Origin of the sequence: Salinimonas chungwhensis DSM 16280 (genome assembly GCF_000378185.1) — a bacterium.
In the GTDB taxonomy this organism is placed as follows: domain Bacteria; phylum Pseudomonadota; class Gammaproteobacteria; order Enterobacterales; family Alteromonadaceae; genus Alteromonas; species Alteromonas chungwhensis.
Genome location: NZ_KB899391.1, coordinates 37,276 through 59,337 on the forward strand (window position 1 = coordinate 37,276; position 22,062 = coordinate 59,337).

Sequence of the window (22,062 nt, forward strand, 5' to 3'; positions counted from 1 at the left end):
TCTACAAATGCTAAAGATTATCTAAATAACAAGCCAAAGTGACTGGTCGTACTAAAAAGGCAATAATAGTCGCATGGGAAGTTCAGAGTAAAAATAACATAGGCTAAGTCACAATTCTGAGCTCTCTATAATTGAAACAAAAAAAGGGACCTGAGTTTGCACTCAGGTCCCTTTTCAAATGGAGCATAAGTTACTCTTCTGCAGCTTCAGCTTCTTCAGCAACTTCAACTTCAGGGCGGTCTACTAGCTCAACGAATGCCATTGGGGCACTGTCACCAGTACGGTAACCGCATTTAAGAATGCGTGTGTAACCGCCTGGGCGGGCCTCATAACGAGGACCTAAGTCATTGAACAGCTTACCTACAACCTCTTTATCACCAGTACGTGCAAAGGCCAGACGGCGGTTTGCTACACTGTCTTGCTTAGCAAGTGTGATTAGAGGCTCAATTACGCGACGTAATTCTTTCGCTTTTGGTAACGTCGTTTTGATCACTTCGTGCTTGACCAAAGAGCCGGCCATGTTTTTAAACATAGCTTGACGATGGCTGCTGTTGCGATTCAACTGACGACCACTCTTACGATGGCGCATAGTTTTATCCTTCTCTACAAATCAGTTTGATAAAAACCTGATTAATCTTTGTCAGCGATGCTCTCTGGCGGCCAGTTTTCCAGGCGCATGCCCAGAGATAGACCACGAGAGGCTAACACATCTTTGATTTCAGTTAGCGATTTCTTACCAAGGTTTGGCGTTTTAAGTAGCTCAACCTCAGTGCGCTGAACCAGGTCACCAATATACTGGATAGCTTCCGCTTTCAAACAGTTTGCAGAACGTACTGTCAGTTCCAGATCATCAACAGGGCGAAGTAGAATCGGATCAAATTCCGGTTTCTCTTCTTTCTGTACTGGCTCTGATACATCGCGCAGGTCAACAAAGGCATCTAACTGTTCAGCAAGAATTGTTGCTGAACGGCGGATCGCTTCTTCAGGATCCAAAGTGCCATTCGTTTCCATGTCGATGATTAATTTGTCTAAGTCTGTGCGCTGTTCAACACGGGCAGACTCAACAGTGTATGCAATACGTTCAACTGGGCTGAATGAAGCATCAACTAACAAACGACCAATTGGACGATCATCATCTTCTGAGGAGCGACGGGTAGAAGCTGGAATATAGCCACGACCCATTTCTACTTTAATACGCATACTGATTTCAGTTTCGCCAGTTAAAGTACAAATAAGGTGGTCAGGATTCACAATCTCTACATCACCATCATGCTGAATATCACCAGCAACAACAGGGCCAGCGCCAGACTTCACTATGGTTAGCGTAGCTTCGTCTTTGCCTTCAAGACGAACTGCTAAACCCTTCAGATTTAGCAAGATTTCGATGACGTCTTCTTGCACACCTTCTTTGGTGCTGTACTCGTGTAGTACGCCATCAATTTCTACTTCGGTTACTGCACAGCCAGGCATGGATGACAGTAAAATACGACGCAGGGCGTTACCCAGAGTGTGGCCGAAGCCGCGCTCCAGCGGTTCCAAAGTTACTTTGGCACGAGTAGGAGAAACGTTCTCGATCTCAACTAATCTCGGTTTTAGGAATTCAGTCACAGAACCCACAATGCTTCCTCTTTAGTTAGCTTTACTTAGAGTAAAGTTCGACGATCAACTGTTCGTTAATATCAGCAGACAGGTCAGTTCTTTCTGGAATACGCTTAAACGTACCTTCCATCTTGTTGCTGTCTACTTCTATCCAGGTTGGCTTCTCACGTTGGTCAGCCAATTCTAAAGCAGCAACGATACGCGCTTGCTTTTTAGCTTTTTCACGAACAGAAACCACGTCTTCGGCAGTAACGTTGTATGATGGAATATTCACCAAGCGACCATTTACCATGATAGCTTTGTGGCTAACCAGCTGTCGCGCTTCTGCACGTGTGCTGGCGAATCCCATGCGATAAACTACGTTATCAAGACGCTGCTCTAAAAGCTGAAGCAGGTTTTCACCTGTGTTGCCTTTAATACGCGCGGCATCTTTGTAGTAGTTGCGGAATTGTTTTTCCAGAACGCCGTACATACGACGAACTTTTTGCTTTTCACGCAGCTGTACACCGTAGTCAGACAAACGGCCACGACGGGCACCATGCTGACCAGGCGCTGTATCGATTTTACATTTAGAATCGATTGCGCGAACGCCGCTTTTCAGGAACAGGTCGGTTCCTTCGCGACGGCTAAGTTTGAGTTTTGGACCCAAATATCTTGCCATGTTCTTTCTCCAACTGTCCGTCGATTAAACGCGACGTTTTTTCGGTGGACGACAACCGTTGTGAGGAATAGGGGTCACATCGGTAATGTTTGTGATCTTATAACCAGTTGCGTTAAGTGCACGGATCGCAGACTCACGGCCTGGACCTGGACCTTTAACAAAAACTTCTAGGTTTTTCAGACCGTATTCCTGTGCAGCAACACCTGCACGCTCAGCAGCTACCTGTGCAGCAAAAGGTGTTGATTTACGTGAACCACGGAAACCAGAACCACCTGATGTTGCCCACGACAGAGCGTTACCAGAACGGTCAGTAATAGTCACAATTGTGTTGTTGAAAGACGCATGGATATGAGCCATTCCGTCTGCAACCTGACGTTTAGCGCGCTTCCGCGTTGTACGAGTTGGTTGTTTAGCCATAACTTATACTCCCCGCTTATCTCTTGATTGGCTTACGAGGACCTTTACGGGTACGCGCATTTGTTTTTGTGCGCTGACCACGTAGAGGCAAGCTACGACGGTGGCGTATACCACGGAAGCAACCCAGGTCCATCAAACGTTTGATGCTCATGGAGACTTCACGGCGAAGATCACCTTCCACCATGAATTTACCGACTTCTTCACGCAGCTTCTCTACAGTCGCTTCGTCAAGGTCTTTGATTTTTGTTGATTCTGTAACACCAGCGTTAGCACAAATCGCTTTTGCACGCGTTGCGCCTACACCGTAAATCGCCTGAAGCGCGATTACAGTATGCTTGTGTTCAGGAATGTTAATGCCAGCGATACGGGCCATTAACAGCACTCCTCTATATTAATTATGGTCGACAGCCTAAAAAGCCCGATAGGATACTTACCCGTCGACTAAATTGCAACATTAGGTTCATTCTATTGCAATAGAACAAGCTGAACCAGATTGGCTCAGCTTATATTCTATTCAAACGAATTTACCGCGTTTGTAAGATTAACCTTGCCTTTGCTTATGCTTTGGCTCTGTACAAATCACGCGCACAACGCCGTTGCGCTTAATGACTTTACAGTTACGGCAAATCTTCTTTACTGATGCACGAACTTTCATTACATCACTCCGTAGTTCACTAATCTTAGCGGCCGTAGCCTTTCAAATTAGCTTTCTTCAGAACAGAATCATACTGACTAGACATCAGATGAGTCTGTACCTGCGCCATAAAGTCCATGATAACTACCACAATAATGAGTAGCGACGTACCACCGAAGTAGAACGGCACATTCCAGGCAATTAGCATGAATTCAGGCACCAAACAAATAAAGGTTATGTAAAGTGCGCCAGCCAGTGTCAGGCGAGTCATTACCTTATCGATATAACGAGATGTTTGTTCACCTGGACGGATACCAGGGATAAATGCACCAGACTTCTTAAGATTATCTGCTGTATCGCGAGGATTGAATACCAACGCGGTATAGAAGAAACAGAAGAAAATAATCGCTGCTGCATAAAGCATCACGTACAGCGGCTGACCAGGCGATAGCATTAATGCTACATCCTGCAACCACGCTGTTGATTCATTCTGACCAAACCATCCTGCGATAGTTCCGGGGAACAGAATAATACTGGAAGCAAAGATTGGTGGGATAACCCCAGCCATATTCACCTTAAGTGGCAAATGTGTGCTTTGCGCCGCATAAACCTTACGGCCCTGCTGACGTTTTGCGTAGTTTACCACAATCCGGCGTTGTGCGCGTTCAACGAACACTACCAGATAAATAAGACCAATAATAATGGCGCCAATCAATAGCAGGAATAATAAATTAATATCACCCTGTCTTGCCTGTTCCGCAGTCTGACCTATCGCTGTTGGCAGACCGGCAACAATACCAGCAAATATCAATATTGAAATACCGTTACCGATACCTCGTTCGGTAATTTGCTCACCCAGCCACATCAGGAACATCGTTCCTGTGACTAAGCTCACTACCGCCGTAAAGTAGAATCCGAAGCCAGGACTTATCACCAATCCACTAATCAGGTTTGGCAGATTTGTCGCTATTCCAATTGCCTGGAAAGTCGCCAGTATCAACGTTAGATAACGTGTGTACTGACTAATTTTGCGACGACCCGCCTCACCTTCTTTTTTAAGCTCCATCATCGGTGGATGAACCACCGTGAGCAACTGCATAATAATGGACGCAGTAATGTATGGCATAATGCCCAAAGCCAGAACGGATGCACGCTCAAGAGCTCCACCGGAGAACATGTTAAACATTTCTACGATAGTACCTTTCTGCTGCTCGAACAAATCGGCCAGAACCGCAGGATCTATCCCGGGAATAGGCACATAAGAACCCAACCGGAATACTACGATCGCACCGAATACGAACAACAATCTCGCCTTAAGCTCACTAAGGCCGCTTTTCGCGCCCGAATCCAATCCTGGTTTAGCCATCTAGCTTATTCCTCTACTTTACCGCCGGCAGCTTCAATCGCTTCGCGAGCGCCTTTTGTCACCTTCAACCCGCTAACCGTTACAGCGCGTGATGCTTCACCGCTCTTCAGAACTTTGACGAACAGGATATGCTTTTTCACAATACCCGCTGCTTTCAATGTTTCTAAAGATGCAATGTCACCTTCAACCTTCGCGATTTCAGTCAGTGTAACCTGGTCTGAGACCATGCTCTTACGTGACGTAAAACCAAACTTAGGCAGACGGCGCTGAATTGGCATCTGACCACCTTCAAATCCTGGCTTCACAGATCCACCTGAACGGCTTTTCTGACCTTTGTGACCACGGCCACCGGTTTTACCAAGACCTGAGCCGATACCACGGCCAACACGCTTACCAGAACTTTTTGCTCCTGGTGCAGGAGAAATTTCATTCAAACGCATGTCTTACTCCTCGACGATTTCAACCATGTAATGAACACGGTTGATCATGCCACGAACAGCTGGGGTGTCTTCCAACTCGCGAACATGGTTGATTTTACGAAGGCCTAGGCCCTTAAGCGTTGCTCTGTGCTTTGGCAGACGGCCAATCGCACTTTTCGTTTGCTTTACTTTAATCGTTGCCATGTTTGCTTACCCCAAAATCTCTTCTACTGACAACCCACGCTTGGCAGCAACACCAGCAGGAGAATTCATCTCTGTTAGTGCATTGATCGTTGCGCGAACAACGTTCATTGGGTTAGTCGAGCCGTAACATTTTGAAAGTACGTTTTGTACACCGGCTACTTCAAGTACCGCACGCATTGCACCACCGGCGATAATACCAGTACCTTCTGATGCAGGCTGCATGTAGACTTTAGAGCCAGAGTGACGACCTTTGATTGGGTGCTGTAACGTGTGACCGTTAAGATCAACCGTTACCATGTTGCGGCGAGCCTTTTCCATTGCTTTTTGGATTGCGGCTGGCACTTCACGTGCTTTACCGTAACCAAAACCAACGCGGCCATTGCCGTCACCCACTACAGTCAATGCAGTGAAACTGAAGATACGACCACCTTTAACCACTTTTGCTACACGGTTAACAGCGATCAATTTCTCTAACAGTTCACCATTTTGAACTTCTTGTTTAGCCATTATAAACTCCTAGAACTGAAGGCCAGCTTCGCGAGCTGCATCAGCTAATGCTTTAACACGACCGTGGTATTTGAAACCGCTGCGATCAAAAGCCACTTGTTCAATGCCTTTTTCTTTCGCACGCTCTGCGATTACTTTACCTACAACTGCCGCTGCTTCAGCATTGCCTGTTGATTTCAGATCTTTAGCCAGATCTTTTTCAACGGTAGAAGCTGCCGCCAATACCTCAGAACCGCTTGCAGCGATTAACTGAGCGTAAATGTGGCGAGGTGTGCGGTTTACAACCAAGCGATGCGCGGCCAGTTCACGAATTTTTGCGCGTGCGCGAGTTGCGCGACGCAAGCGAGCTGCTTTCTTATCCATCGTATCACCCACCTACTTTTTCTTAGCTTCTTTACGACGTACATATTCATCGGCATAACGAATACCTTTGCCTTTGTAAGGCTCTGGTTCACGATATGCGCGTATGTTCGCCGCAACCTGTCCTACCTCCTGCTTATCGGCGCCTTTGACGACGATTTCAGTTTGGCTAGGAGTTTCAACCGTAATGCCTTGCGGCATTTCGTATACAACAGGGTGAGAGAAACCCAGTGTCAGGTTAAGTTTGGAACCTTGTGCTTGCGCACGGTAACCAACACCATTCAACTGCAGCTTTTTCTCGAAACCTTCTGTAACACCTTGAATCATGCTGTTCAGAAGTGCACGTACAGTACCTGCTTGTGCCCATGCGTCGGCAAAACCTTTACGAGGTAGTGCTTTTAGCTGGTTTTCTTCCTGAACCACTTCAACGGCATCGTTGAAAGTGCGTGACAAAGTGCCATTTTTACCTTTAACGGTAACATCCTGACCAGAGATAGTAATTTCTACACCTGATGCGATGTCTACCGGGGCTTTTGCTACTCGTGACATTTCAACTCCTCCGATTACGCAACATAACCGATGATCTCACCGCCCATGCCAGCTTTACGTGCCGCACGGTCAGTCATCACACCTTTAGAAGTCGACACGATAGCTACGCCTAGACCACCCATAACCTTTGGAAGCTCATCTTTTTTCTTATAGATGCGCAGACCAGGGCGGCTCACACGTTCAATTGTGTCAATTACTTGCTTGCCTTCGAAGTATTTAAGTTCTACTTCCAAAACAGGCTTAACGTCACCAGACACAGCAAAATCAGTGATATAACCTTCTTCTTTCAGTACACCGCAAATTGCAGTGCGCAGCTTAGAAGATGGCATAGCCACAGTAACTTTCTGTGCCATCTGGCCGTTACGGATGCGGGTAAACATATCCGCGATAGGATCTTGCATGCTCATTATCAGCTACTCCTTACCAGCTGGCTTTTTTCAAGCCAGGGACTTCACCGCGCATCGCCGCTTCGCGCAGCTTGATACGGCTAAGACCGAATTTGCGTAGGTAACCATGTGGACGACCAGTAATACGGCAGCGGTTTTGCTGACGAACTCTGGCTGAATCACGTGGCAGTTGTTGTAGCTTAAGAACAGCGTCCCAACGCTCTTCTTCAGAAGCGTTAACATCGCTGATAATCGCTTTAAGTGCGGCACGCTTTTCTGCATATTTAGCAGCAAGCTTTCTACGCTTTACTTCACGAGCCTTCATTGATTCTTTTGCCATAACCCTACACCCCTTACTTTTTGAATGGGAAGTTAAACGCGTCCAGCAGAGCACGTGCTTCTTCATTATTGTCGGCACTGGTAGTGATAGTAATATCCATACCGCGAACCTTATCCACTTTATCGAAATCGATTTCAGGGAAAATGATTTGCTCACGCACGCCCATGCTGTAGTTACCACGTCCGTCGAATGACTTAGGATTCAATCCACGGAAGTCGCGAACACGTGGGATAGCGATTGAAATCAAACGCTCAAGAAATTCCCACATACGTTCACCACGCAGGGTTACTTTACAGCCAATCGGATAACCTTCACGGATTTTGAAGCCCGCTACTGATTTTCTAGCAACTGTAACAACTGGTTTCTGACCTGCAATAGACGCCATATCGGCGGTCGCAGATTCAAGCACCTTCTTGTCAGCAACTGCTTCACCCAGACCCATGTTCAGGGTGATCTTTTCAATCCGAGGGACTTGCATGACGCTTTTGTACCCGAACTGCTTCGCAAGTTCAGCTACTACTGTTTCTTTATAGAAATCATGCAGTTTCGCCATCGTACTCTCCAATTAATTAAACAAGTTCACCGTTCGACTTGAAGAAACGAACTTTCTTCTCATCTTCAGTACGGAAACCAATACGATCCGCTTTACCCGTTGCCGGGTTAACAATCGCAACATTAGAAATGTGAATAGAAGCTTCTCTTTCAATGATTCCGCCAGGCTCACCCAATTGAGGGTTAGGCTTTTGGTGTTTCTTAGAAAGATTAACGCCTTCTACAACTACGCGGTCAACAGATACCAGTACTTTAAGGACTTTGCCTTGTTTCCCTTTATCTTTACCCGCTAATACGACTACTTCATCATCACGACGAATTTTTCTAGCCATTATCGTGACTCCTTATAGTACCTCTGGGGCCAATGAGATGATCTTCATGAAGTTTTTACTTCTCAGCTCACGGGTTACCGGTCCAAAGATACGCGTACCAATTGGTTGTTCGTTGGCATTCAACAAAACAGCCGCGTTACTATCGAAACGGATGGTAGAACCATCTGCACGACGAACGCCTTTTCTAGTACGCACCACCACTGCGTTCAGTACGTCACCTTTTTTAACTTTACCGCGCGGAATTGCTTCCTTAACGGTAATTTTGATGATGTCACCGATACCTGCATAACGGCGATGCGAGCCACCCAGAACCTTAATACACTGAACCCTGCGAGCGCCGCTGTTATCTGCAACGTCCAGGTTAGTTTGCATTTGGATCATGTTAGTGCTCCGCTGATAAATTAAGACTCTCTCGAGTCGTTTAGCTGCTAAAAACAGCAACTGCTGCTGCTTTTATGTACATACCCCCATAAAAAGGGCGCGAAATCATAACAGAAAAGATAGGCAAGCGATAGGATAAATTTGAATTATTTTTAGGCGATACGAGGATTATCCGCCTGTTAAATAAAAGGCCCTGTCTGACCTTGTGCACTTTGAATAAAAAGCACAAATCGTTGAGCCGCATCATACACGAGTTACTGCTTACAGCAACCCCCGCTGTTATATGCTAACGCTACGCTATCCCTTTCGAGCCTGTTTATTTAACAAAAAAGGCCGCGAGAGCGGCCTTTTGATGATACTGCGTAATGATTATTCGTAGCTATAGTTCATGGTCACACCCGAATACGCAGAGTAACCCCGTATGCCGATGTGCCAGGTACCTGATGAGGGATTACTGAATGTGCACACCTCGTTGTTTCCATTTTTATACGGACGACAATCGTAGGTGGTAGTGGTCGGTTGGGCACCATTTCTTACATACAGATCGGCATCACCGCTGCCCCCGGCTATCTGAATGGTCATAGAGGAAACGCCAGCGGGTATATCCCAGGTATAGCGATCCCACGCGGAGCGTGAGCCCGACAGATTGCTAAGTTCACCAGAGACCGGCTCTACGCCGCCTGTACCACCACCGGTATCACCACCACCAGTGCCATCACAGCCATTGGTATTCAGATAATCTATGGCGCTGGATACCTTCACGATACCATTACCATAATAGTTATCGCGACCGGCAGCACCGCGATCTTTCGCTGTGGTATTCAACGCATTTCGGATTTGTGTATTGGAACACTGTGGGAAGTAACTCCATACCAGTGCTGCTGCACCCGCCACATGTGGCGTAGCCATTGAGGTGCCGTTTAACGTTGCATAGCTGTTATCAGGATAGGTTGAATATACCGAAGAACCCGGCGCAGCAATTTCAACGGCCGAATTATACTGTGAATAGCTTGCATGGTTTTCATTTGAGTCCACCGCTGCAACAGACATCACCGCGTTGTAGGAGGCAGGGTAAGACTTGGTACTATTTCCATCATTACCTGCTGCTGCTACGAGTAACATCCCGTCATCTACGAAATTTTGCATTGATGCAGCCTCGGCCGAGGAAGAGCCACCGCCACCCAGACTCATATTCACCACGTCAGACCCTGCGTTTTGACACTGCTGGATACCATCAATAATGTCCGAGGCGTAAGTCCAGGCACCATTGTCATTAAAGATTTTAACAATGTGCATGTTCACGCCAGGGTAAACACCGACCACGCCCTGATTATTATCATAAGCAGCAATTGTACCGGCCACATGGGTGCCATGCCCGTTACCATCGTTATACCAATTACCCACTTGCGAATTGTTAGCATTGCCAGTCAGGCCATTATTAGTATCGGGTAAGTCACTATGGCCAAGGTTATAACCCGTATCAATGATACAGACACGACGGGCGCCGGTATCGCTTTGCGCGAACTGGCTGGCCTGTACCATATTGATACCGTAAGGTGTGGTTTGCGCCATTAGACGGCGCTGGGGATCATCTGCAATAGATTCAATGTTAGGGTTCTTACGAAGCTTGTTTAATACTGACTTGCTCATAGAGGCAGCAACCATTTTTTGCTTGCCAATAACTTTATGCGTTTTAGCGCCCGCATTTTTCAGAATATTTTTCGCTGCCATGGCGTCAAACGCTGCATCAGCGGCATTCTCATCAGGGCCTTTGTTAAGCTTGTTCTTTTTGCCCTTCATGACGGCCGAGCCGGTCTGTTTGAACGTAACGATATAACGCTGCTCATCTTGTACCAGCGTTAATTTTTGCGAGAGCACATTTTGAAGCTGCCCAGCCTGGGTTTGCGAAGCCGGTTCTTTGACCTTAACGGGCCCCTTATTTACTGCAGCGGTCACAGACGCGCTTAACAGTGTTAACGACGCAACGACCGTTGCTTTGCTATAAAATGTGTGTTTTTTATTCAACATTTGCTGTCCTATTTCTATTATTTTATTATTTTACTGCTTTTCTCCCTCGCTCTTCTGTGGAGCGTTAAAACAAGGTTCTTCCAACATTGTGACTGTTACCCAGCGCTTTCACTTAAACCGGAATAAGACGCCAGTCCGTGACGCTTTCTGAGCTACTCAACACTGTGTGTAACAGCACTTTTCTTGAGCCGCTTGGAGCGGTATTTTTTCTGGCCTGACGACCTATCAACTGTATCTTTAAAACACAGTGAACAGGTCAACACGCCTTAGCCACTATACAAAACTGCAAGCTTGTGTATGTATAAGACTCACATAATACTTATCACGGTTAATACGCTTTGTCACTTTTGACATAATCGATGAACAAGCCAAAATAACCTGTGAAAATATTTGCACAGCAGCGCTGTAAACATTTTATTAACATTTACAGTCTGGCTAACGTAAAATAGATTTTGTCTGGGGGGAAGGACTATGAGGCAAGGTGAAATAAAAAAGGCTGTCATTTTTTGTTTACGACAGCCTTTAGAATGATACGTATAAATGCAGAGAGCTAGCGACGCTGGCGCACCATTTCATACAGACAGATACCCGTGGCCACGGAGACATTCAGGCTGGATACGCTGCCAGCCATAGGAAGCTTGACTAATTCATCACAGGTTTCACGGGTAAGACGGCGCATTCCTTTACCTTCTGCACCCATTACCAGCGCCATAGGGCCTGACAACTGAGCATCGTAAAGACTTTGCGTGGCTTCTCCGGCGGTTCCGATCACCCACACCCCTTTGTCCTGTATAGCCTTCAGGGTACGGGAAAGGTTTGTAACCTGAATAAACGGCGTAGTTTCAGCCGCGCCGCACGCCACTTTACGCACAGTACCGGTCAGGCTGGCGGACTTATCTTTCGGCACAATCACCGCATGTGCACCCGCTGCATTTGCCGTTCGCAGGCAAGCTCCCAGATTATGTGGGTCGGTAACACCATCCAGGATGAGCAAAAGGGGGCTATCAGTTTCACTGATGAGTGCATCCAGGTCACTTTCATCCAGTGTACGGGCAGGTTTAGCGCGTGCTACCACACCCTGATGTTGCTCACCACTGACTTTGTCATCCAGCACTTTTCGGTTACAGAACTGGAGACTGATACCAAAACGACGAGCCTGATTGACGATATCGCTTAATCTGTCGTCATTTCTGCCTTTGAGCGCAAATATCTCAATAACGCGTTCGGGTTCTTTGCTCAGCACTGCTGAAATTGCATGTAACCCGTATAACCATTCATGCTGGGCCATCTACTTCTGTTTACCTTTGTTGGGTCTGTCTTTACCCGCCCCTTTACGCGACTTATTCGCGGGCTTATCCCGCCGCGATTTTTCCGACGGTTTCTTAGCTGCGGATTTCACTTTCACTTTCTTTCCACTGCTACTTTTAAGCAACGAATCATCCAGCACCAAATCAATTTTTCGCTCATCTAGGTTGACCGCCGCAACCTGTACAGTGACGGTGTCGCCTAAACGGAACTGGCGTGCCCCTGACTCACCGACAAGACTTTGTTTCACATTGTCATAATGATAATAATCATCTTTAAGTGCCGTAATGTGAACTAAGCCATCAATATGGTAATCCACCAGCCGGATAAACAGTCCAAACGCGGTCACAGAACTAACCACACCTTCAAAGCTGCTGCCCACATGATCCTGCATGAACTCACATTTGAGCCAGTCTGCAACATCGCGGGTGGCATCGTCAGCCCGCCGTTCTGTGGTCGAACATTGTTCTCCCAGCTGCTCTATTTCCTCAGTAGTGTAAGATTTAGCACCGGCCACTTTCTGCTTGTAAGGCTGCTTGGACAGAATGCCCTTAATCGCCCGGTGTACCACCAAGTCCGGATAACGGCGGATGGGAGACGTGAAATGTGCATACTGCGCCAGTGCCAGGCCAAAATGCCCGACATTTTCACCGTCGTAGATAGCCTGTTTCATAGACCGTAATAACATGGTCTGAATCAGTTCCTGGTCAGGGCGGTTGCGAGTTTTATTCACCACCGCCGTAAAATCTGAAGGCGATGCATCTTCACCGATGTGATGAGGAACACCGATTTCGGCTAAATAAGAGGTAAAAGCAGTTAACCGATCAGCATCTGGTTTATCGTGTACTCGGTACAAAGCCGGCGCTTTGTGTGACTCAAGCATTTGCGCCGCACTGACGTTAGCCAGAATCATGCACTCTTCAATCATTTTATGCGCATCGTTGCGTTCAACAGGTACAATATCTTCAATTTTGCGCTGGGCATTGAAGACAAATTTGCTTTCCTGGGTTTCAAACTCGATAGCGCCACGACGCTGCCTGGCTTTATAAAGCACCCGGTAAAGGTCATGCAAGTTGCGCAAATGCCCAACGTGAGATTCATAACGCTTATGCAGGTCTTTATTACCCTGGAGTATTTGCCACACTTTGGTGTAAGTCAGTCTTGCGTGTGAGTTCATTACTGCTTCATAGAACTGATACGCCTGTAACTTGCCCTCGGCCGAGATAGTCATCTCGCAAACCATGCATAACCGGTCTACTTCGGGGTTAAGTGAGCACAACCCGTTTGACAGCACTTCGGGCAACATGGGGATAACCTGCTCAGGGAAATACACTGAATTTCCCCGGTTCAGCGCTTCGGTATCCAGTGCAGAGCCTGCTTTAACATAATGACTCACATCAGCAATAGCGACCCACAACTGCCACCCGCCATCATCCAGGGGCTCACAGAAAACCGCATCATCAAAATCTCTGGCGTCTTCGCCGTCGATGGTAACCAGCGGCAACTGACGTAAATCAATACGGCCTTCTTTCGCCTCTTCCGGCACCTGCTCGGTCAGACTGCTGACAGCACGTTCTACGCTTTGCGGCCACTGGTGTGGAATATCATGAGTGCGCAGGGCCATCTCGATTTCCATCCCCGGTGCCATGTGTTCGCCAAGGATTTCGGTGATTTTACCCACCGGGCTTACTTTGCGACGTGGCCGTTGGGTCAGTTCAACGACAACCACCTGCCCCATCCGTGCGCCCTGGACATTTTCTTTGGGAATGACAATTTCATGATTGATGCGGCTGTCATCGGGAATCACCACACCAAATCCATCTTCCGTAAAGTAACGGCCAACGATCGGCTCTTGTCGCGGTTCGACCACGCCCACAATGTAACCTTCTTTGCGGCCTTTACGATCGGTGCCGCTGACACGGGCATCAACAACATCGTCGTGCATAAACAGTTGCATCTGACCGCCGCTGATATAAAGATCACCACTGTTATCTTCTGGCCGTAAGAAACCAAACCCATCACGATGACCGATAATACGACCGCGGATCAGTTCTTCCCGGTCCTGCAGAATATATCGTTTACTCTTGGTGAACTGAATCTGACCTTCGCGCTCCATTGCCCGCAGCCGGCGCTGCACGCCAATGCGATTCTCCTCGCTTTCGGCATCAACAGCAGCACAGATTTCAAGAAATGAAACAGGCTTACCGTGTTCTTTAATGACCGATAACAGGAACTCTCGGCTGGCCACCGGGTTGTCGTATTTTTCTTTTTCACGCTGATAATGGGGATCGTCACTCATGCAGTTCGTCTTTCGCCCTTACTGAAGGTATGTAAATTTAATAGAGTATGTCGCCAGTATAACAGTTATCAGCATGAAAACACTGCCGATACCGCGCATTGTTCAAACAACGCGCGTTGACTATTCATCTGGCAAAGGAATATAAGAAATTGTACTCGCGGACATACCAGTTAGATCGAAACTTATCAGAGCGCGGTTTGGCGGGCATTGCGCACTGCTTTAGGATGCATGAGTTGTTCAAGACGGGTCAGGTAGTCCGCAATCTTTGCGTGTGTATTTTTATCATCAGTGACAGCGTTAAACAGCCAGCGGTAGGCATCCTCATAATCATACGGGCTGCCATGGCCTTCAATAAACAGCTTCACCAGTTGCAGCTGGGCGTTAAGATTACCCAGTGCAGAGGCTTCACGCAGATAGATAATCGCCTGACGGTGATCCTGCTGCACCAGCTTGCCGGCTGCGTAATAGCGACCCAGTTGCTCCAGCGCTGCCGGTAAGCCTTGTTGCGCGGCATCACGCATAAATTGGACACCGCGCTCCGGTACAGCGTCAACACAAACGCCCCAGGCCAGCATATCGCCCCACAAAAACTGATAGGTCGGTTCTTTCAAAACCTCGGCATGGGCCTCAATATCCTGAACCAGCTGACAGCGATCAGCGACCACCCTGTCTAAATGAGCATTTGCGTTAATAAGTGTCACGAGTTCGTCCTGGGTGTACAGCTGAACCGCTTTCATCTGGTCCTTAGCTTGCGCCGACCATGCCACTACACTGCTGAACAAAACGATTATAAGATGCTTTACCATAATTAGCCCGGGTCAAATCATTACCTGCAATGTCCGTATCGGCAGGCAGGTCAAAAACCTGAAGCCAAAATGCCTGAACTAATTCAGTTTGGAAAACAACGCACTGTAGACTTTACGCGCGTGGTCCGCCACATCAATACCCAAATCAGTTAAGTAACCACCATCGGGTTGGGTGATTAATCCTTTTGAGTAGAGCCGCTGGGCAGCATTAACCACTGCGTTACTGGCATCATGATGAATTTTCAGCCCCTGCATAAAGCTGTCACTGGGGAATTTTAACAGCAAATTCAGCTCTTCGGTCATGGTTTGGTCAAAGGTACTCATGGTGCTTCCTTATGGTGACGGGGTGAAATAGTATTCACATAAAATAAACAATTGCTATCACACACGCTTTGCCGGAAAGTGTCCAGAAAAATCGCGGTATAAAAACACTTTCCATTACGGCTAGTTCACTGATCCTGGCCGCCGGTATGATGTATACTGCGTGCAATCCTAACGCTGATACAGGCTAATTGATACCGATGAAATACAAAGACCTACGCGATTTTATTGTCAAACTGGAAGCCCAGGGTCAGTTAAAACGTATTACCCGTGAGATTGATACTGATCTGGAAATGACCGAAATTGCCGATCGCACCCTGCGCGCCGGCGGGCCGGCCTTATTGTTTGAAAATCCGAAAGGCAGTGACATGCCAGTGTTGGCCAATTTATTTGGTACCCCTGAGCGCGTGGCTCTTGGTATGGGCCAGGACAGCGTTGTTGCCCTGCGCGAAGTCGGTAAATTACTGGCGTATCTTAAAGAGCCTGATCCACCTAAAGGGCTTAAAGACTTATGGAGCAAGCTGCCGGTCTTTAAGCAAGTACTCAACATGCCGGCCAAAGAAGTGCGCAAAGCGCCCTGTCAGGAGGTAGTGCTAAGTGACGATGAGGTAGATTTAACCCGCTTGCCCATTCAGCGCTGCTGGCCAGGCGATGTCGCGCCGTTGATCACCTGGGGTCTGACTATCACCCGCGGACCCCATAAAAAGCGGCAGAATCTGGGTATTTACCGCCAGCAACTGCTGGGTAAAAACAAACTGATTATGCGTTGGTTGTCCCACCGTGGCGGAGCATTAGATTTTCGCGAATGGTGTCAACAGCATCCGGGTGAACCCTATCCGGTTTCAGTGGCACTGGGTGCTGATCCGGCAACCATTTTAGGTGCGGTCACGCCGGTTCCCGATACATTATCTGAATATGCCTTTGCTGGTTTGCTGCGCGGAGACAAAACCGAGGTCGTCAAATCTATCAGTAATGACCTACAGGTTCCTGCCAGTGCTGAAATTGTCCTGGAAGGTTATATCGACCAGAATGAAACGGCGCCTGAGGGCCCCTACGGCGACCATACCGGTTATTACAATGAAGTCGATACGTTTCCGGTATTCACGGTAACCCACATAACCCATCGCAAAAATCCCATTTATCATTCCACCTATACAGGACGTCCGCCGGATGAACCGGCTATTCTGGGGGTAGCGCTCAACGAGGTGTTTGTACCTATTTTACAAAAACAGTTTCCTGAAATTGTGGATTTTTATCTGCCCCCGGAGGGATGTAGTTATCGCATGGCCGTGGTCACGATGAAAAAGCAATATCCGGGGCATGCTAAACGTGTGATGATGGGTGTATGGTCCTTTTTGCGCCAGTTTATGTACACCAAGTTTGTTATCGTGTGTGATGATGACGTGAATGCCCGGGACTGGAATGATGTTATCTGGGCGATTACCACTCGCATGGATCCGGCCCGGGATACCGTTATGGTAGAAAATACCCCGATTGATTATCTTGATTTTGCTTCCCCGGTGTCCGGTCTGGGCTCGAAAATGGGTTTGGATGCTACCAATAAAATGCAGGGTGAAACTGATCGGGAATGGGGTGAGCCCATAGTAATGGATGAACAGGTTAAAAAGCGCGTGGATGACATCTGGGATGAGCTTGGTATCATGCAGTAGTTCCCCGGTGTTTAGCGAATAAAGTAAAGAAGAGAGTACATGTCAGATATTTTATGTCAGGTTGATGCCATCACGCCGTTAACCGAAGCAATTTACAAGGTAGTGTTAACCCCGGCCAGCCGGGTGGAGTTTTATGCCGGGCAGTATGTGTTGGTGCATATGAGCAGCGATGATAAACGCCCCTTCTCCATCGCAAACGCTGCTTTTAATAATGAGAAAGTAGAGCTTCACATCGGCGCCGATGAAAACAATGCGTATGCCACAGAAGTGCTGGAGCGAATGAAAAAAGAAGGTGAGATCACCATCAGTGGCGGCCATGGCGATGCGCATTTACAATCAGATGGCAACCCCATGATTCTGATTGCCGGCGGCACTGGCTTCTCTTACACCTACTCGATATTGCAGCAAGCGCTGAAAGACCACCCTCATACGCCGGTTACCCTTTACTGGGGTGGACGAAACAAAGAAGATTTGTATCTGCATGACGAGCTTTCGTCGTTAGCCAGCCAACATGAGCATTTTACTTTTGTGCCGGTGGTTGAATATGCTGATGAAAACTGGGACGGTAGAACCGGTTGGGTTCATCATGCTGTATTGGCAGATTATACCGATTTATCAGACAAACAGGTGTACATCGCCGGCAGATTTGAAATGGCCAAAGCTGCCAGAGATGATTTCTATGAACGCAAACTGCCTGAAAACCAGCTGTTTGGCGATGCCTACGCCTTTATCTAAGACCACGCCGTAAAACAAGAACAAGGCGTGGTTGCACAATAAGCTTTGAAGGAGCACTAATGAAACCACGCCTGAGGCCAGTTACGGCCGCCTTGTTCGCTTTTCCTTTCGCCATCACGGCGGCACATGCTCAGCAAAATGACACACAAAAAGTCGATCCCCTGCATACCATTGTTGAAGATATCTCTGCTGATCGTATCGAAACAGATATTGAAAAACTGGTCAGCTTCGGAACCCGACATACCTTGTCAGAAACCAAGTCTGATACCCGCGGCATCGGCGCGGCGCGGCGCTGGATAAAACAAGAATTTGAAGCCATCTCACAGCGATGTGGGGGCTGCCTTGAAGTTATGTTCGTTGGCGACACAATCAGCGGTGAAAAACGCATCCCTGATGCCACAGAAGTTGTTAACGTGGTAGCAATACAGCGCGGCACTACCGACCCTGATCGCTATGTACTGATGTCCGGTGATATTGATTCGCGGGTATCTGATGTAATGGATGCCACCTCCGACGCGCCCGGTGCTAACGATAATGCCTCCGGCGTGGCCGGAACCCTTGAGGCTGCCCGTGTTCTTAGCCAACATAAATTCAACGGAAGTATTGTTTATGCAGCCCTGTCCGGCGAGGAGCAAGGTTTATTCGGTGGGAAAATCCTGGCCAAAAAAGCCAGCGAAGAAGGCTGGCGGCTTAAAGCAGTACTGAACAACGATATGATTGGCAACATCGAAGGTGTCAACGGGGTGGTAAATAACACCTCTGCCCGCCTGTTTGCTGAAGGTACGCGTGTTACCGAAACAGATGATGAAGCACGCACCCGTCGCTTCACCGGCGGTGAGGTAGATTCTCCTTCACGAAACCTGGCCCGTTATATTGACGACCTGGCCGATCGATTTATACCTAACCTGGACACCATGGTGATATACCGGCTCGACAGATACGGGCGCGGCGGCCATCATCGTCCCTTTAATGATTTAGGATACCCCGGTATTCGAATTATGGAGACGAACGAAAACTACGAACGTCAGCACCAGGATTTACGCACCGAAAATGGTATCGAATATGGTGACACCCTAGAGGGCGTAAACTTTGACTATGCGGCGAAACTAACCGCACTGAACGCGGTTAGCCTGGCATCCATGTCATGGGCGCCGGCGCCGCCAGCCCACGTTGAGATTAAAGGTGCGGTTAAACCTTCGACAACATTAAGCTGGAAAGCCTCAGCCCCTGAGCAGAACCCGCATCTTGCTGGCTACAAAATTTACTGGCGTTATACCGATGCCCCACAATGGCAATACAGTAAATTTGTCGGCGATGTTACCGAAGCCACCCTGGAAAACGTGGTTATCGACAATTACTTCTTTGGCGTCGCCAGCGTAAGCAAAGACGGTTATGAAAGTCCGGTGGTCTTCCCCGGTGCGGCCGGCAGCTTCGGCGAATAAAATATACCGCCGCTCTGCGGAGCGGCTTGCTACCCAATTATTATCTTTCCCTTCTTTTATTGCCACTTTTTTGCTATCAGTACACGAAAACCGCTACACTGGTAATGTAAAAAAATTTTACGACTTTTTGACAAAGGATGAACTGGTGCGTTGTATAACTGTTTGTATATGTATGTTGCTGAGCATTGTCAGTCCTTTTGTTTCTGCGCAGATAAAACTTGGCGCAGCGCAATTACCCACATTAATTGATGACAGAGACAAGTCTGCCCGTATCAACGATATTATGACAGAAGCATTCTTGCGCATGGATACTGATATTGAGCTTGAGGTCATGCGCAAGGCATTTTTAGGCAGCGGGTTGTTGAGTGGGAAAATTGACGGGCTTTATGCCTTTTTAGATTTAGATGATGAGAAGCCCCAGCATCTGTACTCAGATGTTTATTTGCCCCTGTACCTGCATGCCATTAGCAAAAAGGAAGATATAAACTCTGTTGCGGCATTGGATCACTTAAAAGACCGCCGTGTAGCCATCGATAATCGTTTTGCAAACACCGATCAGGTGCGACTGATAAAAGGCGTGAAATGGGGCCGTAACCCCTCAACATTTGATGCCTTCAAACAACTGGCAGATGATCGCTCTTATTATCTGATGACCTCGCGCTTACTGGTTGACGAATTTAACCGCCTGCTGCGGTATGAAAACGAGCAGCTGGTGCACTTTTCAAAAAACCCACTGATTATCGGCGGGTTTCGGCTGGCTATGACAGACACTGACGACAATCAACGTCTTATTCAAAAGTTCAATAAGACCATTGAGACCATGCAAGCCGATGGCACTTACAACCAGTTACTTAACATTGCCTGGCTCACCAAGGACATTAATGGTGATGGCACGGCAGATTATATTAGTTCACGTGCTGTCGCGCATCCTAAATTAATGGAGGGAGCGTTGACACTTGCCTACCCATTGGATTCGACAGAAGTTGCTGAGGCATCTCTGTTTTACATAGATGGCGAACAGGCCGCCGACTGGCCGGGGGCGCTGGAATTACTGGAAGGGGTTGAACCCGCGTTAAGGCGAAGCTTACTGGATGAAGAAGTTTATCAGCGGATCATGGCGCGCTGGTAGAAGCAGAGTAACCGCCAGCGCTGCATGGACCGCCTGGTATTAATGATTTCGCAGGGCATCAATCAATTCATCTTTACTCATTTTTGAACGCCCTTCGATTCCCACCTCTTGCGCTTTATCGTACAACTCTTGCTTGGTTCTCTTTTCGTATTTTTCACCTTTACCGCCTTTTTCTGAAGGTTTTTGGCTGTCGTTCGCCTGAGCATTGGCAATGCGCGCCGATTTTTCCTTGCTGTACCCTTCATCTCTAAGTTCTTCGTACGTCTCATCATTTTTTATCTGGCTGCCATGATCTTTTGCCATCAGTGTTACCCCTTGCGTTGTCATATTGGTCTGTCGTATCCCTAGAACTATCTTCATCCTTGTTTAACATGTCTGGACGTATCCGTACTACTGACTTCATACTCACTATGGCGGAATGTTGATTAATGCCCATCCACTAATTATGAAAGAACCAATGTATGAAATCTGTGTAATGTAATTAAAAGTCTTTCCCAGTTTTTTGTACTAATCCCGAAAAGTGCTACCACTTTTTAACGATATTTTTTTAATATTGATATAGCGACAAATTTAAATCTGATTACACATCAGTTGGTTAGGAAATATTTGCATAAATATCTTTCCAGCCTACCGCTAGCATCGTCTGGGTATGGAATCTGCAACAACTGTTATTTTGCTAAATCAAGGAGCTTATAATGAGTCAGCAAAATCAGCACCGTATGCAAGACCCGCGCTATCAGTATCCTCCGGGCAATACCCGCAAAAACGAAGACCAGCCAGATCCCGCCCTGGACAGCAAGCTCTCACCGAAAGCCGATCATGGTGAAGACACTTATGAAGGCAGCCAACGCCTGCAGGGACGAAAGGCGCTGATAACCGGTGGTGATTCGGGCATTGGACGTGCAGTCGCCATTGCTTACGCCCGGGAAGGCGCTGATGTTGTCATTAATTTTCTGGAAAGTGAGAAAGAAGATGGCGATGAAACGCTTGCGATTCTTCGCAATGCTGGCATAAGAGCCGATGCTATCGTCGGCGACCTCAAAGATGAGTCGTTTTGCCAGTCATTGGTAACAGATGCCGCAGAATTTCTGGGCGGATTAGACATTCTGGTAAATAATGCCGGCAAACAACAGTATGTCGAGAAGCTTCAGGATCTCACTACCGAGCAATTCACGGCAACTTTCGAAACAAATGTATTTGCCATGTTTTGGATAACTAAAGCGGCAGCGGCATATATGCCAGCAGGTAGCAGTATAATCAATTCTACCTCGATTCAGGCTTATCAGCCGTCAGCGGGATTACTGGATTACGCCTCCACAAAAGGTGCGATTACGTCTTTCACCAAAGGCTGCGCCAAAATGCTTATTGAACAGGGTATTCGGGTTAACGGCGTGGCGCCCGGACCGGTCTGGACGCCTATTCAACAAAGTGGCGGACAGCCGGCGGGTAAAGTGGATGGCTTTGGGGAGCATGTTCCTATGGGCCGCCCTGGTCAGCCAGCAGAGCTGGCTCCGGTATACGTGTTTCTGGCGTCTCAGGAATCCAGCTACATTACCGCTGAGATAATGGGTGTAACAGGAGGAGAGCATCTTCCCTGAGTAAACGATGGATTAAAAGCAC

The 22,062-nt window shown here is 47.7% G+C and carries 28 protein-coding genes; 5 read left to right on the forward strand and 23 right to left on the reverse strand.

Translation table 11 applies throughout. From position 1 onward, the window contains the following. Positions 1-190: 190 nt before the first annotated feature. The 22 genes from rplQ to F458_RS0117205 form a co-directional block, all read right to left on the reverse strand. On the reverse strand, positions 191-589 hold the full coding sequence (gene rplQ / locus F458_RS0117105) for a 50S ribosomal protein L17 (protein ID WP_018984663.1): 399 nt from the start codon (positions 587-589) through the stop codon (positions 191-193). A gap of 41 nt (positions 590-630) precedes the next feature. Continuing rightward, a complete protein-coding gene (locus tag F458_RS0117110; protein ID WP_026294760.1) occupies positions 631-1,620 on the reverse strand; it encodes a DNA-directed RNA polymerase subunit alpha in 990 nt (329 codons plus the stop codon). Between the two features lie 19 nt (positions 1,621-1,639). Further along, positions 1,640-2,260, reverse strand: a complete 621-nt coding sequence (gene rpsD, locus F458_RS0117115; protein WP_018984665.1) for a 30S ribosomal protein S4 — start codon at positions 2,258-2,260, stop codon at positions 1,640-1,642. Positions 2,261-2,284: 24 nt separating this feature from the next. Then, positions 2,285-2,677, reverse strand: a complete 393-nt coding sequence (gene rpsK / locus F458_RS0117120) for a 30S ribosomal protein S11 (protein ID WP_018984666.1) — start codon at positions 2,675-2,677, stop codon at positions 2,285-2,287. A 16-nt stretch (positions 2,678-2,693) separates the two neighbouring features. Then, complete coding sequence (gene rpsM / locus F458_RS0117125) at positions 2,694-3,050, reverse strand: 30S ribosomal protein S13 (RefSeq protein WP_018984667.1); 357 nt, start codon at positions 3,048-3,050, stop codon at positions 2,694-2,696. Between the two features lie 168 nt (positions 3,051-3,218). Then, a complete protein-coding gene (gene rpmJ / locus F458_RS20555) occupies positions 3,219-3,332 on the reverse strand; it encodes a 50S ribosomal protein L36 (RefSeq protein WP_013786217.1) in 114 nt (37 codons plus the stop codon). 25 nt (positions 3,333-3,357) lie between these two features. Beyond that, on the reverse strand, positions 3,358-4,677 hold the full coding sequence (secY, locus tag F458_RS0117130; RefSeq protein ID WP_018984668.1) for a preprotein translocase subunit SecY: 1,320 nt from the start codon (positions 4,675-4,677) through the stop codon (positions 3,358-3,360). Between the two features lie 5 nt (positions 4,678-4,682). Continuing rightward, entirely contained in the window at positions 4,683-5,117 is a 435-nt protein-coding gene (rplO, locus tag F458_RS0117135; RefSeq protein WP_018984669.1) for a 50S ribosomal protein L15, read from the reverse strand. A gap of 3 nt (positions 5,118-5,120) precedes the next feature. Continuing rightward, positions 5,121-5,300, reverse strand: coding sequence for a 50S ribosomal protein L30 (gene rpmD / locus F458_RS0117140; protein ID WP_018984670.1), 180 nt, complete (start codon positions 5,298-5,300; stop codon positions 5,121-5,123). Positions 5,301-5,306: 6 nt separating this feature from the next. Next, positions 5,307-5,807 carry a 30S ribosomal protein S5 gene (rpsE, locus tag F458_RS0117145; RefSeq protein WP_018984671.1) on the reverse strand — a complete coding sequence of 167 codons (501 nt, stop codon included), beginning with the start codon at positions 5,805-5,807 and terminating at the stop codon, positions 5,307-5,309. Between the two features lie 9 nt (positions 5,808-5,816). Beyond that, a complete protein-coding gene (gene rplR / locus F458_RS0117150; protein WP_026294761.1) occupies positions 5,817-6,170 on the reverse strand; it encodes a 50S ribosomal protein L18 in 354 nt (117 codons plus the stop codon). 12 nt (positions 6,171-6,182) lie between these two features. Beyond that, positions 6,183-6,716 carry a 50S ribosomal protein L6 gene (gene rplF / locus F458_RS0117155; RefSeq protein ID WP_018984673.1) on the reverse strand — a complete coding sequence of 178 codons (534 nt, stop codon included), beginning with the start codon at positions 6,714-6,716 and terminating at the stop codon, positions 6,183-6,185. Between the two features lie 14 nt (positions 6,717-6,730). Then, positions 6,731-7,123, reverse strand: coding sequence for a 30S ribosomal protein S8 (gene rpsH, locus F458_RS0117160; protein WP_018984674.1), 393 nt, complete (start codon positions 7,121-7,123; stop codon positions 6,731-6,733). A 13-nt stretch (positions 7,124-7,136) separates the two neighbouring features. Beyond that, positions 7,137-7,442: a 30S ribosomal protein S14 gene (rpsN, locus tag F458_RS0117165; protein ID WP_018984675.1), complete on the reverse strand. Its 306-nt coding sequence runs from the start codon at positions 7,440-7,442 to the stop codon at positions 7,137-7,139. Between the two features lie 13 nt (positions 7,443-7,455). Beyond that, entirely contained in the window at positions 7,456-7,995 is a 540-nt protein-coding gene (rplE, locus tag F458_RS0117170; protein WP_018984676.1) for a 50S ribosomal protein L5, read from the reverse strand. 16 nt (positions 7,996-8,011) lie between these two features. After that, positions 8,012-8,326, reverse strand: coding sequence for a 50S ribosomal protein L24 (rplX, locus tag F458_RS0117175; RefSeq protein WP_018984677.1), 315 nt, complete (start codon positions 8,324-8,326; stop codon positions 8,012-8,014). Between the two features lie 12 nt (positions 8,327-8,338). Then, positions 8,339-8,707 carry a 50S ribosomal protein L14 gene (rplN, locus tag F458_RS0117180; protein ID WP_018984678.1) on the reverse strand — a complete coding sequence of 123 codons (369 nt, stop codon included), beginning with the start codon at positions 8,705-8,707 and terminating at the stop codon, positions 8,339-8,341. A gap of 369 nt (positions 8,708-9,076) precedes the next feature. Then, positions 9,077-10,735 carry a S8 family serine peptidase gene (locus F458_RS0117185; RefSeq protein WP_018984679.1) on the reverse strand — a complete coding sequence of 553 codons (1,659 nt, stop codon included), beginning with the start codon at positions 10,733-10,735 and terminating at the stop codon, positions 9,077-9,079. A 550-nt stretch (positions 10,736-11,285) separates the two neighbouring features. After that, complete coding sequence (rlmB, locus tag F458_RS0117190) at positions 11,286-12,023, reverse strand: 23S rRNA (guanosine(2251)-2'-O)-methyltransferase RlmB (protein WP_018984680.1); 738 nt, start codon at positions 12,021-12,023, stop codon at positions 11,286-11,288. Next, the gene (gene rnr, locus F458_RS19815; protein ID WP_018984681.1) at positions 12,024-14,339 is read right to left on the reverse strand and encodes a ribonuclease R; all 2,316 of its coding nucleotides are present in this window, start codon (positions 14,337-14,339) and stop codon (positions 12,024-12,026) included. A 185-nt stretch (positions 14,340-14,524) separates the two neighbouring features. Continuing rightward, positions 14,525-15,145 carry a tetratricopeptide repeat protein gene (locus F458_RS0117200; protein WP_018984682.1) on the reverse strand — a complete coding sequence of 207 codons (621 nt, stop codon included), beginning with the start codon at positions 15,143-15,145 and terminating at the stop codon, positions 14,525-14,527. Between the two features lie 78 nt (positions 15,146-15,223). Then, the gene (locus F458_RS0117205) at positions 15,224-15,469 is read right to left on the reverse strand and encodes a TIGR02647 family protein (protein WP_018984683.1); all 246 of its coding nucleotides are present in this window, start codon (positions 15,467-15,469) and stop codon (positions 15,224-15,226) included. Positions 15,470-15,666: 197 nt separating this feature from the next. Here F458_RS0117205 and ubiD point away from each other — a divergent pair, with 197 nt between their 5' ends. From ubiD to F458_RS0117225, 4 genes are all read left to right on the forward strand, one after another. Then, positions 15,667-17,136, forward strand: a complete 1,470-nt coding sequence (gene ubiD / locus F458_RS0117210) for a 4-hydroxy-3-polyprenylbenzoate decarboxylase (protein WP_018984684.1) — start codon at positions 15,667-15,669, stop codon at positions 17,134-17,136. Positions 17,137-17,175: 39 nt separating this feature from the next. Then, a complete protein-coding gene (gene fre, locus F458_RS0117215; RefSeq protein WP_018984685.1) occupies positions 17,176-17,871 on the forward strand; it encodes an NAD(P)H-flavin reductase in 696 nt (231 codons plus the stop codon). A 59-nt stretch (positions 17,872-17,930) separates the two neighbouring features. Next, positions 17,931-19,313: a M28 family metallopeptidase gene (locus F458_RS0117220; RefSeq protein WP_018984686.1), complete on the forward strand. Its 1,383-nt coding sequence runs from the start codon at positions 17,931-17,933 to the stop codon at positions 19,311-19,313. Positions 19,314-19,458: 145 nt separating this feature from the next. Continuing rightward, on the forward strand, positions 19,459-20,442 hold the full coding sequence (locus F458_RS0117225) for a substrate-binding periplasmic protein (RefSeq protein WP_169334850.1): 984 nt from the start codon (positions 19,459-19,461) through the stop codon (positions 20,440-20,442). 39 nt (positions 20,443-20,481) lie between these two features. Here the strand turns inward: F458_RS0117225 and F458_RS0117230 are convergent, their stop codons facing one another. Beyond that, a complete protein-coding gene (locus F458_RS0117230; protein WP_026294763.1) occupies positions 20,482-20,745 on the reverse strand; it encodes a DUF7218 family protein in 264 nt (87 codons plus the stop codon). A gap of 392 nt (positions 20,746-21,137) precedes the next feature. Here F458_RS0117230 and F458_RS0117235 point away from each other — a divergent pair, with 392 nt between their 5' ends. After that, positions 21,138-22,040 (forward strand): SDR family oxidoreductase, encoded by a 903-nt coding sequence (locus tag F458_RS0117235; protein WP_018984689.1) that lies wholly within the window; start codon positions 21,138-21,140, stop codon positions 22,038-22,040. The last annotated feature ends 22 nt before the right edge of the window (positions 22,041-22,062 follow it).